The sequence below is a fragment of the Ornithinimicrobium faecis genome, from assembly GCF_023923225.1.
GTDB classification, from domain to species: domain Bacteria; phylum Actinomycetota; class Actinomycetes; order Actinomycetales; family Dermatophilaceae; genus Ornithinicoccus; species Ornithinicoccus faecis.
On record NZ_CP099489.1, the window covers coordinates 676328 to 698049 of the forward strand.

General features: G+C 69.2%; 13 protein-coding genes. 9 read left to right on the top strand and 4 right to left on the bottom strand.

Going from position 1 to position 21722, the window contains the following annotated elements; translation table 11 throughout:
- Nucleotides 1-2: 2 nt before the first annotated feature.
- A complete protein-coding gene (locus tag NF556_RS03115; RefSeq protein WP_252595686.1) occupies nt 3-950 on the bottom strand; it encodes a MerR family transcriptional regulator in 948 nt (315 codons plus the stop codon).
- A 58-nt stretch (nt 951-1008) separates the two neighbouring features.
- Between NF556_RS03115 and NF556_RS03120 the strand changes: the two genes are divergently transcribed.
- The 5 genes from NF556_RS03120 to NF556_RS03140 all read left to right on the top strand — a co-directional run bounded on the left by NF556_RS03120 (nt 1009) and on the right by NF556_RS03140 (nt 7505).
- Complete coding sequence (locus NF556_RS03120) at nt 1009-1719, top strand: CPBP family intramembrane glutamic endopeptidase (protein WP_252594042.1); 711 nt, start codon at nt 1009-1011, stop codon at nt 1717-1719.
- A gap of 10 nt (nt 1720-1729) precedes the next feature.
- Entirely contained in the window at nt 1730-2722 is a 993-nt protein-coding gene (locus NF556_RS03125) for an SDR family NAD(P)-dependent oxidoreductase (RefSeq protein WP_252594043.1), read from the top strand.
- A gap of 180 nt (nt 2723-2902) precedes the next feature.
- Nucleotides 2903-5332, top strand: coding sequence for a cell wall-binding repeat-containing protein (locus tag NF556_RS03130; RefSeq protein ID WP_252594044.1), 2430 nt, complete (start codon nt 2903-2905; stop codon nt 5330-5332).
- 26 nt (nt 5333-5358) lie between these two features.
- Nucleotides 5359-6873 carry a purine-cytosine permease family protein gene (locus tag NF556_RS03135; RefSeq protein ID WP_252594045.1) on the top strand — a complete coding sequence of 505 codons (1515 nt, stop codon included), beginning with the start codon at nt 5359-5361 and terminating at the stop codon, nt 6871-6873.
- Nucleotides 6874-6878: 5 nt separating this feature from the next.
- Complete coding sequence (locus tag NF556_RS03140; protein WP_252594046.1) at nt 6879-7505, top strand: cysteine hydrolase family protein; 627 nt, start codon at nt 6879-6881, stop codon at nt 7503-7505.
- A 2-nt stretch (nt 7506-7507) separates the two neighbouring features.
- Here the strand turns inward: NF556_RS03140 and murA are convergent, their stop codons facing one another.
- Both murA and NF556_RS03150 read right to left on the bottom strand, forming a co-directional pair.
- On the bottom strand, nt 7508-8818 hold the full coding sequence (gene murA, locus NF556_RS03145) for a UDP-N-acetylglucosamine 1-carboxyvinyltransferase (protein ID WP_252594047.1): 1311 nt from the start codon (nt 8816-8818) through the stop codon (nt 7508-7510).
- A 541-nt stretch (nt 8819-9359) separates the two neighbouring features.
- Nucleotides 9360-10703 carry an alpha-amylase family glycosyl hydrolase gene (locus tag NF556_RS03150; RefSeq protein ID WP_252594048.1) on the bottom strand — a complete coding sequence of 448 codons (1344 nt, stop codon included), beginning with the start codon at nt 10701-10703 and terminating at the stop codon, nt 9360-9362.
- Nucleotides 10704-10794: 91 nt separating this feature from the next.
- Here NF556_RS03150 and NF556_RS03155 point away from each other — a divergent pair, with 91 nt between their 5' ends.
- Complete coding sequence (locus tag NF556_RS03155) at nt 10795-11388, top strand: DinB family protein (RefSeq protein ID WP_252594049.1); 594 nt, start codon at nt 10795-10797, stop codon at nt 11386-11388.
- 16 nt (nt 11389-11404) lie between these two features.
- On the opposite strand, the gene NF556_RS03160 is transcribed toward NF556_RS03155, so the two are convergent.
- Nucleotides 11405-12463: a hypothetical protein gene (locus tag NF556_RS03160; RefSeq protein ID WP_252594050.1), complete on the bottom strand. Its 1059-nt coding sequence runs from the start codon at nt 12461-12463 to the stop codon at nt 11405-11407.
- Between the two features lie 135 nt (nt 12464-12598).
- Here NF556_RS03160 and NF556_RS03165 point away from each other — a divergent pair, with 135 nt between their 5' ends.
- The 3 genes from NF556_RS03165 (at nt 12599) to NF556_RS03175 (ending at nt 21717) form a co-directional block, all read left to right on the top strand.
- Complete coding sequence (locus NF556_RS03165; RefSeq protein ID WP_252594051.1) at nt 12599-17299, top strand: S8 family serine peptidase; 4701 nt, start codon at nt 12599-12601, stop codon at nt 17297-17299.
- Nucleotides 17300-17479: 180 nt separating this feature from the next.
- Nucleotides 17480-19006, top strand: a complete 1527-nt coding sequence (putP, locus tag NF556_RS03170; RefSeq protein ID WP_252594052.1) for a sodium/proline symporter PutP — start codon at nt 17480-17482, stop codon at nt 19004-19006.
- 80 nt (nt 19007-19086) lie between these two features.
- Nucleotides 19087-21717 carry a DEAD/DEAH box helicase gene (locus NF556_RS03175; RefSeq protein ID WP_252594053.1) on the top strand — a complete coding sequence of 877 codons (2631 nt, stop codon included), beginning with the start codon at nt 19087-19089 and terminating at the stop codon, nt 21715-21717.
- Nucleotides 21718-21722 lie beyond the last annotated feature (5 nt).

The following is a 21722-nucleotide window of genomic DNA, read 5'->3' on the forward strand; positions in this document are numbered from 1 at the left end:
TCTCACGGGCTGTGCTCGCCCCGCGGGTTCACGAGCCGGGCCCCCTCGACCGGGTCACCGTCCAGGAGGACGGCCCCCAGCTGCTCGGCCACCTCCTGGGTGGCGCCCGCGCCGCCGACCACGAAGTGGGCCGCTCGCAGCGCCCGCTGCGCGCTCCGGTCCAGTCGGCCCAGCTCGTCGGCGGCAGCGGCCAGGGGGTCGGTCTGCACGCTCGCGAGCACGACAAGATCAGGACGGAGCGACTGCACGGCCGAGGTCAGGGTGTCCACGGGGGTGTCAGCCCCGAGATAGCGCACGCGCCACCCGGCGCGGCCCAGGACGACACCGAAGGCCAGCAGACCCAGCTCGTGCTGCTCCCCCGGCGGGCAGGCCAGCACGGCGAGGGGGCCGGAACCGCCGTCCCAGGCCAGCGTCAGGGTGGCCAGACGGCTGCGGACCAGGTTGCTGGCGAAGTGCTCCTGGGCCACTGTGAACGTGCCGTCGGCCCAGCGCACGCCGGTCTCGTGAAGCACAGGCAGGACCACACCCCGCAGGGCCTCTTCGACGCCCAGCTGCTCGAGGGTGACGTCCAGAACGGCGTGCGCCGCAGAGCCGTCGAACTGGTCGATCGCCTCCAGCAGGTGATCGCGCAGTCGGCCCCTTTCCACTGCGGTCGCAGGTGCGTCGCGGGCGGTCGCGGTGCCCTCCCCCGACCGGGCGCTGTCATGCGGCCCCGACTGTCGGGACGCAGCGAGCGCGGCGGCGGCCGCCTGTGCAGTGGACACGCCCGTGGCGCGCAGCCGCACGGTCTCGCGCACCCGCCACTCGTCGGAGGGCCCGTAGAGTCGGTAGCCACCGGTGGAGCGCCTCGGCGTGAGCAAACCGTAACGCCGCTCCCACACGCGCAGGACGTGCACACTGACGCCGGTGCGCGTCGCCAGCTCCCCGATGCGCATCGTCGCCGCGGCCATGGTCACCCGGGCAGCCTACAACGGTGAACAAAGCATGGACAGGACACGGGACAAACATATGACCGAGATGCGCCGCTTCCTGCTGGCCGCGCTCGTCCGTCCGGTGCCCCGGGACCACCGCGAGCCCGATCGCGACTTCCGCCGGCGCCGGATCGTGTGTGCAGCCACGCTCGTGGTCGGGGCCGTGGTGCTCGCTCTCGGACTGCGCACCCCGCCCGGCGACTCCCGCTTCATCATGCTCACCGCCATGCTTGCCGCCGTCTGGGTGGTGGGGGCCCTGCTCGCAGGACCGGTGCACCTGGGGCGCGGGTGGTCGCGCCGGGGTGCGCTGGTCCGTCCGGTCGTGCAATCGCTGACGCTGGGACTGCTCGCCGTGGGAGTGTTCTGCGCCGGAGCGGTGCTCGTGGCGCAGGTGCCACTCCTGCGCGACGCGGTCAACGAGGTGCTCGACCACGCTCGCTATGCCCCGCTCCCGCTCGTGGCCCTGATCACCGTGGTCAACGGGGTGGCCGAGGAAGTCTTCTTCCGCGGTGCGCTCTATGCCGCGGTCGGTTCCGGGCGGCAGGTGCTGGTGACGACCGGACTCTACGTCCTGGTCACTGCCGCCGCAGGCAACCTCATGCTCGTCGTCGCAGCAGGCCTGCTCGGTCTGCTCGTCGGCGCCCAGCGCCGGGTCACCGGCGGGGTGCTTGGGCCCGCCCTCACCCACGTGACGTGGTCCCTGTCCATGCTGTTCGTGCTCCCGCCACTGCTCGTGGCGCTCACCTGAGGAGACAAAGATGCCCCTACTCACCCAGCGCCTCGCGCGCGCCGCCGACACTGCGATGGACCGGCTGGTCGTCCTCGGCTACACGCGGATCGGTCATGCTGTGCGACGCCGACTGCCTCACTGGCCGGCTGACCCCGCGCCGGACGCCCTGGCCGGTCGGCACGTGGCCGTCACCGGCGCAACCTCCGGGCTGGGTGAGGCCACGGCCCGCGGGGCCTCGGACCTCGGCGCGCACGTCCACCTCGTGGTCCGCGACACCGACAAGGGGGAGCGGGTGGCAGCAGCCCTGCCGGCCCCGGGGAGGGTCACGGTCTGGCACTGCGACGGGGGAGACCTCGACAGCGTCCGGGCGTTCACCAACGCGTTGCTCGCGCAGGTGCCCCGGCTGGACGGACTCGTGCACAACGCCGGGGCGCTGCCCGCGACGCGCACCGAGTCACCGCAGGGGCACGAGCTGACCATGGCGCTGCACGTCCTGGGTCCAGTGGCGATGACCGAGGCGCTGCGGCCGGTGCTCTCGGCGGGGGCACCCGTCATCTTCGTCACCTCTGGCGGCATGTATGCGCAGCGGCTGCGCGCCGATGACCCCGACTACCACCAGCAGCCCTACTCGGGCGCCACGGCCTATGCACGCAGCAAGCGCGCCCAGGTGGAGTTGCTGCCCCTGCTGCAGCGACGCTGGGTCGCAGAGGGCGAAAGCGGGCCCTCGGTGCACGCCGCCCACCCGGGGTGGGCCGACTCCCCGGGACTCACCTCGTCGCTGCCCCGCTTCGCCCGGGTCACCGCCCCCATCCTGCGCTCTCCCGAGGCGGGGGCCGACACGGTGCTCTGGCTGCTGGCACGGCCCGGTCAGCCCGGGGGTCAGCTGTGGCACGACCGGCGTCCGCGGCCGACGCACGTGGTGAGTAGGACGCGTGTCGAGCGCGCTGAGGCGGCGCGGCTGTGGCGCTGGGTCGTGGGCGCCACCGGGCTGGAGGACACGGACTCGGAGACCGACTCCTGAGCGCCTGGGGCGGTGCGCCGAGGCGCACACGGTCGTCAACGCCTGGTGAAGACTTCGTCTGGATTGCGTAGTCGGCGTGCTCGACTCCCTAAACCACACGTCTGTAGTTTGCCCAGGGCCCTTGTCACATGAGTCACTCCTGCCTCATATTGGTGGGGTCCCTCACCTCAGGAGCCCCTCGTGCGATCCACCCTTGCTGCTTCGCTTGCCCTCGCGCTGGGCGTGACGCTGCTGCCCGGCGCCGCGCTCGCCACCACCACGCCGGAGCCCCCGGGCGTCGAGGAAGGCACCCAGGAGACCGTCGACGAGACCGTCGAGGCGCCGCCGACCGTTGATGACGGTCAGCAGGGGGAGCAACTCAGCGAGCCGGTGCCCGAGGAGCACCTGGACCAGAAGTACGGACTGACCACCAGCGACCCCGAGATCGTCGCGCCCACGACCGTCACCGCGCTCACGTCGCTGCCCACCCCGCTGCCGGGGGCCGAGGTCTACCCGATGCCAGACAGCGGGAAATACAGCGTGACCGGAGGCGGGTGGGGCCACCGCCACGGCATGTCCCAGCACGGTGCCAACGGGGCCGGACAGCAGGGCCTGAACCACCAGGAGATCCTCGACTTCTACTATCCGGGCACACAACTGGAGACCCGGGACACCGGCCAGATCCGGGTCGGCATCACCATCGACAACGACGGCGTCACCCGAGTGGACCACCGGCCCGGCCTGGTCGTCAGCAACGGCCCCGACGCCACGGCATACCCCCTGCCCGAGCGGGACCAGTGGCGCGTGCAGGCGTCGTCCAACAACCCGAGCAGCTGTGTCCTGCAGGCCCGCGACACCCAGGGCAACTGGACGGCCTACCAACCCAAGGGGATGCCGACCGGTTGCCCGGTGACCTTCACCTCGCCGAGCGAGAAGATGATCGACCTCTATCTGCCGGGCGGCACCCGCCGGGTCTATCGCGGTCAGATCACCGCGACCCACCACGGGGAGCGGGGGCTGGCCACCGTCAACCGGTTGCCGATGCAGCACTACCTGTGGTCGGTCGTCTCCTCCGAGGTGCCCTCGAACTTCCACCAGCAGGCGCTGCGCGCGCAGGCCGTCGCGGCGCGCACCTATGCCGAGCGCGGGGTCAACGGCACGGGCTATTACGACACCTGCGACACGACCTACTGCCAGGCCTACAAGGGCCGCGGCAAGCGCGCCAGTGACGGCAGCATCGAGACCCTCGAGTTCACCGCCAACAAGAACGCGGTGAACGCCACCGACGGGCAGGTGCTGACCTTCGCCTTCTCGTGGGGCAAGGGTCTGGCGACGACGATGTATTCGGCGGCGACCGGTGGCTACACCATCCCGGCCAATGCCGACCACCCCTACCTGGTTGCCCAGGAGGACCCCTACGACGACACCGACATCAACCCGCGACACCGGTGGACCGCGGAGCTGACGGCCGAGGCGCTGGAGACGCGTTACCAGATCGCTGACGTGGCCCGGGTGCAGGTGACTCAGCGGGACGGCTACGGCGAGTGGGGCGGGCGGATCGTGTCGGCCAGGGTCGAGGGCTTCCTGGCGGACGGGCGCTATGCCTACAACGACACCACCGGCATCGGCCTGTATCTCGCCCGTCCGTGGCCCTACTGGAAGACCGGTCTGTCCACCGACTACTTCACCTTCAACGACCCGGGCCAGACGCCCCCGCCAGAGCCGGGTGAGGTGACCCGGATCTCTGGCTCCGACCGCTATGAGACCGCCGCTAACGTGGCCAAGCAGTGGGCGCCCGGCGTGAGTGTCGCCTACATCGTCAACGGCCAGGACTTCCCGGACGCCCTCACCGCGGCCGCCCGAGCGGGGATCTATGACGCCCCGGTCCTGCTGAGTCAGCCGGGCAACCTCCCCCAGGCGACGCGCGACGCGCTGACCAGGCTCAAGCCGGGTCGCCTGGTCATCGTCGGTGGCAAGCAGGCTGTCAGCACGGGGGTTGAGCAGCAGCTCAAGAAACACACCACGGGCCTCGTGGAGCGCGTCGGAGGCGTCAACCGCTATGCGACCGCCGCGAACCTCGCCTCCTACTACGGCAGTGGGCAGTCCCGGGTGTTCCTGGCCAGTGGCCAGGGGTTCCCCGACGCCCTCGCAGCTGCCGCCCTCGCCGGCAAGCAGCACACGCCGTTGCTCCTGGCGGGCCGCAACACCCTCGACGAGGCGACCATCGCGCAACTGGACCGGCTCAACCCGGGCGAGATCGTTGTGCTCGGCGGTGACCTGGCCGTCACCAACGCTGTCGCACAGCAGGCCGCGAAGTATGCGACCAGCGGCACCTATCGACGACTGGCCGGCACCAGCCGCTATGACACGTCGTTGACGGTCGCGCAGGAGTTTGACACCTCGCTGGGCTCCGCCCTGGTCACCTCCGGCGAGCAGTTCCCCGACGCGCTGGTGGGTGCCGCGCTCGCCGGTCGTCGCGGTGTGCCGGTCGTGCTGACCAAGCCGGGCTCGCTTGTCGGGCCCGCCCAGAAGGCGCTGACCCACGTGTCACCCAAGGACATCGACGTGCTCGGTGGCACGAGCGCCGTGAGCGACGCCACGTTGCAGGAGGTCGAGAACTACCTCCGGTAGGGCCCACATAGTGGGAGAATCCGCCCATGACTGACACGCACACTGCAGTGCCGCAGGCCCCGGCCCGCACCCTGATCGAGACCAACGGGATCGACATCATCCAGGAGTCGGAGCGCACCGCCAAGCCCTCCGACCTGTTCTGGCCGTGGTTCGCCGCCAACGTGTCGGTCTTCGGCATGAGCTATGCGGCCTTCGTCTATGGCTTCGGCGTGAGCTTCTGGCAGGGCGTGATCGTCACAGTCGTCGGCGTCACGCTGTCCTTCCTGTTCTGCGGCATCATCGCGATCGCCGGCAAGCGGGGCTCGGTGCCCACGATGGTGCTATCCCGCTCGGCCTTCGGCGTCAAGGGGCAGAAGGTGCCCGGCATCTTCTCTTGGTTGATCTCGATGGGGTGGGAGACCTTCCTGGCGATCATGGCCGTGCTGGCCACTGCGACCGTCTTCAACGAGCTCGGCTGGAGCAGCGGCACCACGACCAAGGTGATCGCCTGCGCCGTCATCGCGGCCCTGATCGTGCTCGGCTCGGTCGCCGGCTATCACACGATCATGCGGATGCAGTCGGTGCTGACCTGGGTCACCGGGCTGGTCACCATCGGCTATATCGCGATCACCTTCCGGGACATCGACCTCTCGGCGGCGACCGCGCTGCCGGCCGGGTCCAACCAGGCCCTCATCGGCGCGCTGGTGATGGTGATGACCGGCTTCGGGCTGGGCTGGATCAACATCGCCGCCGACTGGTCGCGCTATCAGAAGCGCGACGCCTCCGGCTCCAAGATCGTCTTCTGGAACACCTTCGGCGGAGCCCTCGCCCCGGTCCTGCTGGTCTGCTATGGCCTGGCGCTGGCCGGCTCCAACCCCGATCTGACCGATGCCATCGCCAACGACCCGGTGGGCACCCTGGCCACGATCCTGCCGACCTGGTTCCTCATCCCGTTCTGGATCGCCGCGGTGCTGGCCCTGGTCAGCGGCGCGATCCTGGGCATCTATTCCTCGGGCCTGACCCTGCTCAGCCTGGGCATCAACATCCCGCGCCCGGCAGCCGCGCTCATCGACGGCACCATCCTGACCCTTGGCACGATCTATGTCGTCTTCTTTGCCGAGTCCTTCCTCGCTCCCTTCCAGAGCTTCCTGATCACTCTCGGTGTGCCGATCGCGGCCTGGGCCGGCATCCTCATCGCCGACACCATGCTGCGGCGCAAGAACTATGACGAGACCGCTCTGTTCGACGGCCGGGGCCGCTACGGCAACTGGAACTGGACCTCGATCGCGATCATGGCGGTCGCCTCCATCGCCGGTTGGGGCCTGGTCATCAACAACTTCGCCGACGACGCGTCCTGGAACAACTGGCAGGGCTATCTGCTCGGCCCGCTGGGGCTGGGCGGGCGCGAGGGCGACTGGGCCTGGGCCAACCTGGGCGTGCTCGTCGCGCTGGTGATCGGCTTCGTCGGCTATGCCGCCCTCCAGGCCCACGCGGTCCGTCGCCAGGAGGCCACCCCCGTGGCCCCGGGCGACCGGGCGGGCGTCGACCGGCCAGTGGCGTGAGCCGTATGCCGACACCTGGCTCAGCCGCGGACCTCCAGTCCGCGGGGGATCAGCAGGGTCCCTGGCTGGTCGTCATCGACCCGCAGGTGATCTTTGCCGACCCGTCCTCACAGTGGTGCGCCCCGAAGTTTGAGGGCATCGTCGAGCCCGTGCGCCAGCTCGCCGAGGCATTCGGCGAGCGGGTGATTGTCACCCGCTGGGTCCCGCCGGCGCAGAAGGCGGGCTCCTGGGTGCCGTACTTCGAGCAGTTTCCCTTTGCCGATGAGCCCGCTGACCACCACCTCTTCGATCTGGTGCCGGCCGCTGCGGAGCTGGCCGCTCGGCATACGGTCTCCGAGCCGACGTTCGGCAAGTGGGGCGAGCAGTTGCGCGCCATCACCGGGCCCACCCCGCACCTGGTCTTGACCGGAGTGGCGACCGACTGCTGCGTGATCTCCACCGCCCTGCCGGCGGTCGACGCCGGTGCCCAGGTGACGGTCGTCTCCGACGGGTGCGCCGGCTCTGACGACACCAATCACCAGCGCGCCCTGGACGTGATGGCGCTCTATGCGCCCCAGCTGTTCGTGGTGACCAGCCAGGAGTTCCTGGACAACCCCGACACAGCCGGCGCCCCGAGCCGGCCGCAGGGCTAGTTTTAGTCGGCCGGCTGGATGGACAGGCCGAGTTCGGCGAACTGTTCGGCCGGGCGGTGATAGCCGCGCACCAGGTGCTGGATGCCGCCGATGCGGGACGGGCCGTCGGCGATGGCGGCCGCAATCACTGAGGAGAAGCCGGCACGGACGTCGGGGACCTCGACCTGGGCGCCGCGCAACTGGGAGACGCCCTTGACGACGGCGGAGTGGACCGCGTTGGTGTCGTGAAACCGGCAGGACTCACCGCCCAGGCAGGTCGCGAACAGCTCGATCTCGGCGCCCATCTGCTGCAGCGCGGGCACATAGACCAACCGGTCCTCATAGACCGTCTCATGCAGGACCGACATGCCGTTGGCCTGAGTGAACAGGACCATGAGCGGCGTCTGCCAGTCGGTCATGAACCCCGGGTGGGTGTCGGTCTGGACGGCTGCCGGTCGCAGCCCCTGCGGTGCGGTGGCGCTGACGTAATCGTCGGTGATGTCGAACTGCGCGCCCATGGAGTGCAGGGTGCTGATCGCTGTGACGAGCCGGTCCTGGGCACAGCCGTGGACCCGCACCTGGCCACCGGTGGCCAGACCCGCCATCACATAACTGAACGCCTCATTGCGATCGCCCTCGAGAGCCACCTGCCCCGCCCGCAACCGGTCGACACCATCGATGGTCCACTTCCGACCTGGCGACAGGAAGATCCGTGCCCCCATGCGCTGGAGAAACAGGGCCAGCTCGATGACCTCCGGCTCGGTGGCGGCATTGCGCAGCACGGTGCGTCCCTCGGCCAGCGCAGCGGTGAGCAGCACCGTCTCGGTCGCCCCCACACTCGGATAGGGCAGCTCGAGGCGGGTGCCGCGCAGACGAGTGGCTCGAGCCACGATGCCATCCTCACGGTGCTCGATCTCCGCGCCGAACGCGGCGAGTGCCTCGACATGGAAGTCGACGGGGCGACGCCCGATGGGGTCGCCGCCCACCAGGGGGACGAAGGCCTCACCCGTGAGGTGCAGGAGCGGGCCGAGCAGCAGGATCGGGATGCGGTTGAGCCCGCTGAACGACAGTGGGACGTCGGCCGTCACCCCTGCGTGGGGCTCCACGGTGATGACACCCTGCTCCCGGTCGTAGTCCACGCCCACGCCCAGCGACTGCAGGATGTCCGCGGTGATCGCCACGTCGCCCACCTGCGGAACGTTGCTGATCCGGCTCGGGCCATCGCCCAGGATGGCAGCCACCATGTGCTTGGTGGCAGCGTTCTTGGACCCGCGCACGTGCACGTCGCCGCGCAGGGGGCCGGTCGGGGTCACGGACCATGCCGTTGCAGCCATGCGGCCAGGCTACGCAGGACCGGCCATCGCCGCGCGAGGGCGCGGGTGGGCGCTGCGCGCCACCCTTGCGCTCATGCTGAGCTGCGGCCGTGCTGCTGGTGCCTCCTGCGGCGGTGCTGCTGGTGCCTCCTGCGGCCGTGCTGCTGCTGCCTCCTGCGACCGTCTTGGAGCCTCCAACGGTTCTTGGAGCCTGCTATCTCACGCTGTAAGAACCGTTTGGTGCTCCAAGACGGTGTCTGCGCAGGCGAGGCAGTGCTGTCCGATTTGCCGCACTGAGCCTGGCCGCGCGCCCATGCCGCCTTCCGGGCCTGAGCGGATGAGCCCGTGCCTTGATGCAACGGCGGATCAGATGCGGGTGGTTCGGCACAAGCCTTCGCGCAGGGGGGACCTCGTTGGCTCCGCGCCGCTGGTCATCGCGATCCTGGTTGGGGGAATCGCCGCGTTCATCCTGGACCCTTCCTGGTGGGTTGCCGGCCTCATCGCCCTGGCGATCTACTGCGTGCTGCTGGTGGTGACGCGGCTCATCACACCCAGTCACGGGCTACGGTCTCACCGGCGCGCCGGCCGCATGACCTAGCGACGCGACGACCGCCCAGCCGTGCGGCCCGACCGAGAGCGTCGGTCCGTCCAGTCCGGCGTCGCGCCCCGTCAGCCACTCGCCGGGTGCGGGGTCGGACACGCGCAACTCGCTGTCGCCGAGGTTGAGCGCCACGACCAGGGCCTCGGCCGGTCCGTCGCCGGTGACCTCGAGCACGAGCGATTCGTTGGTGACTGAGACGGTGCGGCTGCAGGCGGTGTGCAGCCACGGGTTCCTGCGCCGGACGCCGATCAGCTGTTGGTGCAGGGGGAAAGCGTCCGGCGCGCCAGCCCACGGTGCCTCGGCAGGCGTCGGCGGGAACGCAGGTCGCACGGCGTCGTCGCCACCGACCCGCGCCTCCTTGACCGCCCGCAGCCCGAACTCGTCGCCGTAGTAGACCGACGGCGTGCCGCCCAGCACGAAGAGCGGGACGATCGCGTGGGCGTGGTGCCGCTCGTCGTGGATCTGGCTGGCGATGCGGGTGACGTCGTGGTTGCCGACGAAGGTGAACGGCACGAACGCGTCAAGGAACTCATTGTGCCGGGTCAACGCCCAGTCGAGCTCGAAAAAGTTGACCTCGTCCACTGCATGCCAGATGCCCTGCCACAGCTCATACTGCGTGACGCTGTCGAGCCCGCCGTCCCGGACCGCCGCAACGTAGTCGCCGTGCAGTACTTCGCCCACGACGTACACGTCAGGGTGCCGATGGCGCAGGGGTGGCAGCACGGTTGCCCAGAACGCCGAAGGCACTGCGTATGCCGCATCGAGGCGCCAGGCGTCGGCGCCTCGGTCGCTCCAGTACGTGAGGACGTCGGTCACGCGGCGGGCGACTTCGGGCGACGCATGGTCGAGCGCGATCAGGCCGCCGTGGCCCTCGAAGGTGGCGAAGGCGTCGGTGCCCGACCCGCGGCGGAAGAGCTCGGTGGCTGCCGATGCGGGCTCGCGACGCGCCTCGACCAGCTCGGGGAACTCGGGGCCGACGTGGTTGAACACCCCGTCGAGCATGACTTTTATGCCCTTGGAGTGGGCAGTCTCGATCAGTGTGACGAGGTCGGACTCGGTTCCGAGACGCGGGTCGACTGAGAACCAGTCGATCGTGTCGTAGCCGTGGGTTGATGACGCGAAGACCGGCCCGAGGGCGAGCCCGTTGGCGCCGAGCGCTAGCAGGTGGTCGAGCCATGGCACGAGGTCGAGGAGGCGCGGCGCCGGGGATCGGTCTGCTCCCGTGGTGTCCGCCCCGACGAATCCAAGGGGGTAGACATGCCACCACACGACGTGCTCGGTCCACGATGGTGCTCTCGGTGCCATCCGCGTCACTCTACGGTCTCGGTCTGCCACTGATGATCACGTCGAGAAAAAGGGGGTTCGCTGGTGTCAGTAGGGGTGGCACGCTTGGTTCATGAAGGAACCGGATGACAAGGCGACCCTGCACCGCTATCTCAAGAGCGCCCGCGAGGCCCTGCTGTGGAAGCTGGACGGGCTGAGTGACTATGACATCCGCCGGCCGATGACGCCCACCGGCACCAACCTGCTCGGGCTGGTCAAGCACGTGGCGAGCGTGACCGACGGATACTTCGGTGCGGTGATGGGGCGACCGTCGGGCATCGCGCTGCCGTGGTTCCCGAGGGATCCGGCTGACGAGGTGCCCAATGCCGACCTGTGGGTGCCTGCCGACGAATCCCGCGAGTTCATCGTCGACCTGCACCACAAGGTGGCGGTCAACACCGACGCGACGATCGAAGCCCTCGACCTCGACGCCGTCGGGCACGTGCCCTGGTGGGGTGATCGCGGCGAGGTCACCCTGCAGTGGATCCTGGTGCACGTCACGTCCGAGACGCACCGGCACGCTGGGCACGCCGACATCATCCGCGAGCTGATCGACGGCGCTGTCGGGGTGCGCGAGGGCATGGACAACATGTGGTCCGAGGACAGCGCGGACTACTGGGAGCGGCACCGCCAGCAGATCGAGGATGCCGCCCGCGCCTTCCGGTAGACCAGCCCGGGCCGAGTCAGTTTCCCCCATTTCCTGGGGAGGCTTTGACCGGGTTCAGCGCCTTCTTGGGGAGGTTCGGACCGGCCTGGTTCGTCTCGGCGAGCCATCCGCGGCGCTCGGCCTGGAGGCCGAGTTGAATGCGGGTATGCACGTCACAGGCACCCATCAGGGTCGCGACCCGACGTTGCACGGTGCGCACCGACAGCCCCAGCTGGCTCCCGACGGCTTGGTCCGTGAGCCCAGACAGCAGCAGCTGCAGCACGCGCAGATCCACCTCGTCCAGGCCGTCGAACTCCGCGGCCTGCGTGGCGCTGGTGTCGAGGGGGTGAGCTGTCGCCCAGCAGTGATCAAACAGGGCGAGCAGTCCGTCGAGGAGCCCGCTGGGGTGCACCAGCAGGGCGCCCACCGGCCCGCGTGACTCCTCCTGGGCCGGGGCCATCGGGACCAGCGCCAGCTCGCGGTCGACGATGATCAGTCGCAGCGCGAGGTGCTCCGCCACCCGCACCCGCTCTCCCCGGGACATCGCCTCCTGAGCGTTCTGGAAGACCCCCGGCCCCTCAAGGGCCTCGCGCTCCATGACGATCCGATAGTTCACGCCCCGCTCAGCGGCAAGGTCCTCCTCGACATTCTCAGCAGCGGAGACGACGGCGACACCGCTGCGAATCAGGCCCTGCACGTCGGTGCGTGCGGATCGCTGCATCTGCGCGAACCGCTGGGCGACGGCCTCCGCCCCGGTGACCACGTCGATCACGTCCGTGACCGTGCGCTGGGCTGCAGCACCGCGGTACTGCTCGGTCAGGGCCTCCAGCTCTGAGCGAGCCCGGTTGATGTCATCCTGCCGTTCGCGGACCAGCGACCCCAGGGCAACCATCGGCGGGGAGGCGACGAACTGATCGGACCCTGTGGTGGAGGTCGCCACGAGTCCCTTCGCGCTGAGGGCGGCCAGGGCAGGGCGGACCACGGCGACATCGAGGTCCAACTGGTGGGCCAGTTCAGCCGAGTTTGCGGACGGCACCCCGACCAGGCGTCGGTAGGCGGCCTCTTCGACCGGATCGAGTCCTAACACGTCGAGCATCTTGTCCTCCTTTCGACACCGGTGGGGGCCGATCCTACGGCGGGTTCATGTCATGGCGTATACCCGTCGTTGTGATTGCCTTCAAGGGGTGGCAGATTTATGACGTCACTTTCCTGCTACAAGCGAGGACCTTTCATGACCCACCGACCACGCGCGAGGACAGCGCTGTCCGGCGTCGTCGCCGCCGCCCTGGTGGCGACGGCTGCCGCCGGCGTCGCTTCTGCGGCGCCCGACCACGATGACCCCTCCGCGACCGCTGAGTCGTCGCCGGCCGGGACATCGAGCCTACGCAACGGCCCTGGCGCGCCGACAACGGACCAGGCCAACGGCACGGTGCACCGGCTCACCCTGATCACCGGAGACGTCGTCACCGTCACCGAGCATGCCGACGGCACCACGACCGCTGACGTGAAGCAGCCGGCCGGCAGCGCCGGTGGCTTCCAGATGCTGACCGTGGACGGGCAGTTGCAGGTGCTGCCCGACGCCGCGCGGGCACTCGTGGCCGCTGGCTCCCTCGACGCCGACCTGTTCAACGTCACTGCCCTCATCGAGCAGGGCATCGGCGCGGACGGCCCCGGCACGACTCCGGTCATCGTGCAGTTCCGGGACGGCGCGTCTCCCGCGTCCGTCGGTCAGTCCCTGGGCACCCCCACCGCGCAACTGGAGAGCCTCAACGCCGTCGCGTTGCAGGCTGAGCCGGACGCGGCCCAGGAGCTGTGGCAGTCCCTCACGGCGGGTGAGGGTCAGTTGGCCCCGGGCATCAGCGCGGTCCACCTGGATGGTCAGGTCGAGGCATCCCTCGCCGACAGTGTCCCCCAGATCGGTACGCCAGAGGCCTGGGAGCGCGGCGTGGACGGCACCGGCGTCACCGTCTCTGTCCTGGACACTGGTGTCGACCTGAGCCACCCGGACCTGGCTGATGTCGTCGTCGACACCGAGAGCTTCGTGCCGGGCGAGGACATCACCGACGTCCACGGCCACGGCACCCACGTCACCTCCACGGTGGCCGGCTCCGGTGCGCAGTCTGACGGTGCCCAGACCGGCGTCGCCCCAGGGGCCGACGTGATCGTCGGCAAGGTGCTCGGCAACGACGGCTTCGGACAGGAGTCGTGGGTCATTGACGGCATGGAGTGGGCTGCTGAGCACTCCGATGTGGTCAACATGAGCCTGGGGAGCCAGGAGCCCAGCGACGGCACGGACCCGATGGCGCTGGCCCTTGAGGCCATCTCCGAGGAGACCGACACGCTGTTCGTTGTCGCCGCAGGCAACCTCGGGCGGGTCGGTGGCATCGGCTCGCCCGCCGCTGCGGAGGCCGCCCTCACGGTCGGTGCCGTCGACGGCAACGACCTGCGCGCCGGCTTCCAGGACATGGGCCCACGCCTGGGCGATGCCCTGGTCAAGCCGGACCTCACGGCCCCCGGTGTCGACGTGCTGGCGGCCCGCTCCCAGGACAGCGCCGGTGAGGGTTGGTACACCTCGATGAACGGCACGTCCATGGCAACCCCCCACGTGGCCGGCGCCGCGGCGATCGTGCTGCAGCAGTTCCCGGACCTGGGTGCTCCGCAGCTCAAGGAGACACTGATGTCCTCCGCGGTGGCTCTGGAGGGCGAGGGCCCGTTCCAGGTCGGCGCGGGCCGGGTCGACGTCCCGGCTGCGCTGGATGCCCAGGTCACTGCCACCGGATCGGTGTCCTTCGGCTACTTCGACTGGCCCCACGAGGGTGACGAGCCCGTCACGCGGGAGATCACCTACACCAACACCGGTGACGAGGACGCGACCCTGGGCCTGCGCGCGGACGGCAGTGACGCCACCGGGGGCGACCTGCCCGCGGGTGTCCTGGAGCTCTCCACCACCGAGGTCACCGTCCCGGCCGGAGGCCAGGCGAGCATCGAGGCCACGGTCGACCCGGAGCTTGTCACTTCCGGCACCACCTTCTCCGGGTATGTCGTCGCCTCCGCCGGTGAGGAGGACGTCGTGCGCACGGGCTGGGGCGTCGTCAAGGAGGAGGAGCGCTATGACCTGACGTTGCGCGCCACCGACCTCGACGGCTCGCCCGGGACGGCCTACGTGATCCTGCAGGGCCGCGACACGGAATGGCCCTCGCAGATCGAGGTCCAGGGTGAGACCACCCTGCGTCTGCCGTCCGGCACCTACGCGGCGATGTCCTTCCTGGATGTCAGTGCCGCCCCGGACGAGCCCGGTGTCGCCCTCGTGGGTGACCCGCAGGTCGAGCTGACCGGTGACACAGTCCTCGAGCTGGATGCCCGCAATGCCTCCGAGATCACCGTCGACGTCCCCGAGGACGGCGTGGAGCCCGAGCACCTCCGTATGGAGTTCAGCATTGATGCCGGCACCACCCCGCTCGTGGGGTCCTACGACATCCCGACCTACGTCGACCACCTCTACGCCCAGCCGATGGAGGGCATCACCGACGGGGACTTCGAGTACCTCACCCGCTGGCGCCTGCGGACGCCGTTCATCAGCGTGACTGAGGGTGATCAGGCCCTCGATGTCACCGGCCTGGGCGGTAGTGCCCTCCCCACCGAGGAGACGACTCTCGATGCCGTGTATGCGGGCACCGGGACCGCGAGCGAGCTGGAGGAGGTCGACGCCGGGGGCAAGGCGGTGGTCATCACCCGGGACCAGTCACTGGACCCGGTGGAGATCGCCGCCGGCGTCGAGGCGGCCGGCGCCGCTGCGCTGGTGATCGTCAACGACGAGCCGGGCGAGTTCGCGGTCTCCGTGGGCTGGGACCCGACCCTGTCGATCCCCGCTGCGGGGATCAGCGGCGTCGAGGGCGAGGGCCTGATCTCGCGCATCATCGAGGGCGGTGTCCAGCTGACCGTCGGCGGTGGCGCGGACAGCCCGGTCCTCTACGACCTGGTGGACCCCCATGTGGGCAGGATCCCCGCGGACCTGGCCTACGCCCCGACCGAGGACGACCTCGCGCGGATCGACTCGGAATACCACGGTGCCCAGGAGCGCGACGCGGGTGAGTTCCGCTACGACTTCCGGCCGCACACCTTCGCTGGTGTCGGGTTCCCCCAGGTCATGAACACATCCTTCGAGCGCACCGAGTGGGTCTCGGCCCAGGAGGGCACCTCGTGGTACCAGGACGTGACGATCACTGAGGGCCAGTGGAACGAGCGGGGCATCAGGCAGGGATATGAGCCGGGCAGCAGCACCACCGAGTCCTGGTTCGCCGCCGTCGTCCAGCCCCGGCTGGGCGAGGGCTACTGGACCCCCAACCGGCAGGGCGACATGCTGCAGGTGAACCTGCCCAGCTGGGCCGGCGACGAGCCCACCCATACGGGCGGGATGGGCGACTACACCGGTGATGACGATCAGACGATCCGCTGGTATCAGGGCGACACGCTCCTGGCGGAGTCCGTGGGGTGGCAGAGCTCCTGGATCGAGGGCGCCTCGAACGAGCGCACGCAGTACCGCGTCACCAACGACGTGGGGCGCGCCGCGTCGTGGGGCACCAGCCCCTCGAGCAGCACGGAGTGGACGTTCTGGACCGAGTTCCCCGAGGACTGGAGCACGCTCCTGCCCTTCGTGCAGGTCGACTTCGTGGTCGAGACGGACCTGACGGGCACCACGGTGTCGGCCCCGCACGACACCATCGGGCTGACCGCCTGGCAGCTGCCAGACACTGCCCTGGCCGGAGAGATCACCGAGGGCACACTGGAGATCTCCTACGACCAGGGAGCCACCTGGACCGAGCTCGAGCTCACCGGAGAGGCTGGTGACTGGGCAGCTGAGGTCACCTACCCCGAGGGCGTCGAGACGGCATCCCTGCGGGCCACCGCGGTGGACTCCGAGGGCAACTCGGTGAGCCAGGAGGTCGTCGATGCCTATCTGATCCCCGAGTTCGAGCCGGAGCCCGAGCCCGGGCCGGTGGAGATCGAGCGGGTCGCCGGTGAGAACCGGTACGAGACAGCGGCGCTCATCGCCGGGGAGTACCCCGACGGTGTCAACACGGTCTACATCATGACCGGTCAGACCTTCGCCGACGCACTGACCGGTGCCGCCCCGGCCAGCGAGGGACGCATCCCCGGCACGGTGAACATGTTCACCGCCGACGGGTCCCCGGCGCCGGCCCTACTGGTCAAGGCCGACCAGGTGCCGTCCGCGACCCGTGCCGCACTGGAGGCGATCGACCCCGACCACCTGGTCATCCTCGGTGGCGAGGAGGCGATCTCGGCTGACGTCGAGGACGAGCTCGCGACCTGGGGCGAGGTCGACCGCGTGGCCGGGCAGGACCGCTACGAGACGGCCACGCTGCTCTCGCAGATGTATCCGACCGGTCTGGACCGGGTCTATGTCGCCAGTGGTGAGGACGACTCCTTCGCCGACTCGCTGGCCGGCTCAGCACTGGCCGGGCACGAGGGTGTGCCGGTCCTGCTCACCCAGAGCGATCATGTGCCTGCGACGCTCGCACAGGCGCTGGATCGCCTGGATGCCGGTGAGGTCGTGGTCCTGGGCGGCCCGCTCGCGGTCACCGACGAGGTCATGGACCAACTCGGTGCGGAGCGCCGGCTCGCTGGCGAGGACCGCTACGACACCGCAGCGGTGATCTCGGCGCAGCACCCGGCCGAGGCGCAGGGCACCTTCGTCGCGACGGGCGAGTTGTGGCCGGACGCCCTCACCGGGTCTGCACTGGCCGCCCACCGGGGTGTCCCGGTGAACCTGACCAAGAGCGCCCACCTGCCGAACGTCACTGCCGACGAGCTCGAGCGGCTGACCCCCGGCAGCGTCACGGTCCTCGGCGGTCCGATCGCGGTCGCCGAGCAGGTGATCGAGGAGATCACCGGGCTGCTCAACGGCGAGTAACTCGCCGGACCTGATCGGCCGTGAGGCTGCTCTGACGGCGACAGGAGGTCCCGTCCCCGCACCCGGGGGCGGGACCTCCTGCACATAACGAAGGGGTAACGACCCCGCCCCGGGGGCCTGTACTGCCCTACGCTGCAAAGACGTCCGACCCCTGGGACGCCCCACCGTGAGGGAGCAACCATGTCCGAACAGACCTATCAGCTGATCGCGATCGGGGTGTACTTCGCCCTCATGCTCGGCATCGGCTTCTACGCCTACCGACAGACGAGCGACCTCGGCGACTACATGCTGGCCGGGCGCAATCTCCCACCGGGTGTCGCCGCCCTCTCCGCCGGAGCCTCGGACATGTCCGGCTGGCTGCTGATGGGCCTGCCCGGCGCCATCTATGCCACCGGCCTGGTGGAGGCGTGGATCGCCATCGGCCTGACGGTCGGTGCCTACCTGAACTGGAAGTTCGTCGCTCCGAGACTGCGCTCCTACACCGAGGTCTCCAACAACTCCATCACCGTGCCGAGCTTCCTGGAGAACAGGTTCAAGGACCACAGCCACGCCCTGCGACTCACGGCCGGCATCATCATCCTGGTCTTCTTCACGTTCTATGTCTCCTCCGGCATGGTCGCCGGTGGCGTGTTCTTCGAGTCCTCCTTCAACAGCAACTATCTGACGGGCATGCTGCTCGTCGCGGGGGTCACCCTCCTCTACACCCTGTTCGGCGGATTCCTCGGGGCATCGCTCACCGACGTGGCCCAGGGCCTGCTGATGCTGGCAGCACTGATCCTCGTGCCGATCGTCACGATCTTCTCGATGGGTGGCTTCGGCGAGGTCTTCTCCAGCATCGACGCGGCCGACGCGGCGTTCAACGCCACGGTCAGCGACCCCGCCGACGAGCTCAACCGCACCTCGCTGCTGTTCGGCGGCACCCTGCTGGGCATCATCTCGGCTGCTGCGTGGGGTCTGGGATATTTTGGCCAGCCGCACATCATCGTGCGGTTCATGGCGCTGCGCTCGGCCGCGGACGCGAAGGCCGGACGCCGCATCGGCATCAGCTGGATGGTGCTGGTCGCCTGTGGTGCCATCGTCACCGGCCTGATCGGTGTCGGCTACTTCTACACCTCTGGTGAGGAGCTGGCCAACCCCGAGACCGTCTTCCTGCGGCTGTCCCAGATCATGTTCCATCCGATCATTGCCGGGTTCGTGCTGGCCGCGGTGCTCGCCGCCATCATGTCGACCCTGTCGTCCCAGCTGATCGTGTGCTCCTCGGCACTGGTCGAGGACATCTGGAAGATCTTCGGCAAGGAGGCGACCGCCGCCCAGCAGGTCATGCTCGGCCGGCTCGGGGTGCTCGCCGTCGCGGTCATCGCCGGGTTGTTGGCAATCGACCCACAGTCCAACATCCTGGGGTTGGTCGGGTTCGCCTGGGCCGGCTTCGGGGCCGCGTTCGGGCCGGTCATCCTGTTGTCGCTGTTCTGGCGCCGGCTCACCTCGATGGGTGCCCTGTGCGGCATGATCTCCGGTGCCGTGGTGGTCGGCGTCTGGGGCAACGTCGACGTCCTGAGCGACTTCCTCTACGAGATCGTGCCGGGCTTCGTCGCGTGCCTGGCGGTTGCCTACGTCGTCTCCCTGATGGGTCCCCGCCCGGCCGCGGACGAGGCCATCCAGGCCGAGTTCGACGAGATGTCGAAGTGGGCGGACACGCTGAAGGTCTGACCCGGCCCGCCCGGCCGACCCACGCTCGAGGGGGTCGGCCAGGGGCAGGTGCGCGACGGCATACGGGATGATGGGTCGTGATGACCACTTCCAGCACCCTCACCGACCTGCTGCCCCCCGGGGGCACCCACCCCGACCCGGATGCGCTCTACGAGAGTTTCGCGGGGTGGGCGCAGGAGCGGGGGACCGCCCTCTATCCGCACCAGGAGGAGGCGGTCATCGAGCTGCTCTCCGGGGCGAATGTCATCCTCGCCACGCCGACCGGCTCGGGCAAGAGCCTGGTCGCCACGGCGGCGCACTTCCAGGCGCTCGCCGAGGACCGGGTGAGCTTCTACACCGCACCGATCAAGGCGCTGGTCAGCGAGAAGTTCTTCGCCCTCTGCCAGATCTTCGGCGCCGACAACGTCGGGATGCTCACCGGCGACGCGGCCGTCAACGCGGACGCTCCGATCATCTGCTGCACCGCCGAGATCCTCGCCAACATCGCTCTGCGAGAGGGTGACCAGGCCGATGTCGGGCTGGTCATCATGGACGAGTTCCACTTCTATGCCGAGCCGGACCGCGGCTGGGCCTGGCAGGTGCCGCTCCTGGAGTTTCCCAACGCTCAGTTCCTGCTGATGTCGGCCACGCTCGGTGACGTGACCCGGTTCGTCGACGACATCTCGCGGCGCACCGGTCGCGAGACCGCGCTCGTTGACGACGCCGAGCGGCCCGTGCCGCTGAGCTTCAGCTGGGCGATCACGCCGATCACCGAGACCATCACCGAGCTGCTCGAGACGCACCAGGCGCCGGTCTATATCGTCCACTTCACCCAGAAGGACGCCCTCGATCGCGCCCAGTCGCTGATGTCGCTGAAGATCGCCACGCGCGAGGAGAAGGACAAGATCGCCGAGCGGATCGGGGCCTTCCGATTCACGGCCGGCTTTGGGCGGACCCTGTCCAAACTGGTGCGCAACGGCATCGGGGTGCACCACGCCGGGATGCTCCCGCGCTATCGACGCCTCGTCGAGCAGCTCGCCCAGGACGGTCTGCTCAAGGTGATCTGTGGCACCGACACCCTCGGGGTCGGCATCAACGTGCCGATCCGCACCGTCCTGTTCACCGGCCTGACCAAGTTTGACGGGACCCGCCAGCGGGTCCTGCGCACCCGCGAGTTCCACCAGATCGCCGGTCGGGCGGGCCGAGCCGGCTTCGACACCAGCGGCTATGTCGTGGTGCAGGCACCGGAGCACCACATCGACAACCTGCGTGCTCTGGCCAAGGCCGGTGACGACCCGAAGAAGCAGCGCAAGGTGCAGCGCAAGAAGCCGCCGGAGGGTTTCGTCAGCTGGACCGAGGAGACCTACGACAAGCTCATGAACGGCGAGCCTGAGTCGCTCGTCTCGCGCATGCGCGTCGACCACTCGATGATCCTCAACGTGGTTGCCAGACAAGGGGACCCGTTCGTCAACCTGCGCAGGCTGCTGCGCGACAATCACGAGGACCCCCGCAACCAGGCCCGGTTGTCCCGCAAGGCGATCGTGCTGGCTCGCAGCCTGCTCGACAGCGGTGTGCTGGAACGACTTCCGGAGCCGCAGGACAGTGGCCGGCAGGTCATTCTCTCGGCCGGCGTGCAGGAGAACTTTGCCCTCAACCAACCCCTGGCCCCCTTTGCTGTCGCCGCCCTGGACGTGCTGGAGAAGGAGGATCCGGCATACGCCCTGGATGTTGTCTCGGTGATCGAGGCCGTCCTAGAGAACCCGCGTCAGGTGCTCTATGCCCAGCAGTCCAAGGCCAAGGGCGAGGCCATCGCGGAGATGAAGGCCGACGGCATCGAGTATGAGCAGCGGATGGAGGCCCTGGAGGACGTCACCTGGCCGATGCCCCTGGTCGAGCTGCTCGAGGGGACCCTGGAGATCTATCGCCAGTCGCACCCGTGGGTCAGCGAGGACGCGCTCAGCCCCAAGACCGTCGTGCGGGACATGTATGAACGGGCGATGAGCTTCACCGAGTTCGTCGGTTTCTATCAGCTCACCCGATCCGAGGGGATTGTGCTGCGCTATCTCACCGACGCCTATCGCACGCTGCGCAACACCGTGCCGGACAGCGCCAAGACCGAGGAGCTGGAGGACCTGATCCACTGGCTCGGGGAGACCATCCGCCAGACCGACTCCAGCCTGCTCGATGAGTGGGAGGCGCTCACCGACCCCGACCAGGTTGCTGCTGCGGCGGCTCGGGTCGCTGCCGGTGTCCCGCTCGCACCGAGCCGTCCGATCACCGGCAACGAGCGGGCCTTCCGCGTCATGGTCCGCAACGCGATCTTCCGACGGGTCGAGCTGGCCGCGCGGGACGTCTTCATCGACCTCGCGGAGCTGGAGCGGGCCGTCGCCGAGCTCACCGAGCCGCCCCGTGAGCCGCTGATGAGCGCCGACGACTGGGACCGTGCCCTCGAGGCCTATTGGGACGAGCACGACGAGATCGGACTCGGTCCGGACGCCCGCGGCCCGGCGATGCTGTCCATCACGCCCGAGCGGGGGCCGCAGCCGGGCGTGCGCGAGGTCCCGGGTGTCGCCACGAGTGGACCCGAGGAAGTCCGGTTGTGGCAGGTGCGGCAGACCCTCGCCGACCCGGACGGCAACAACGACTGGATCATTGAGGCGGTCTGCGACCTGGACGCCTCCGACGAGGTGGGCGAGCCGGTGCTGCTCGCGTCGGCCATGCGCCGACTCTGAGTCAG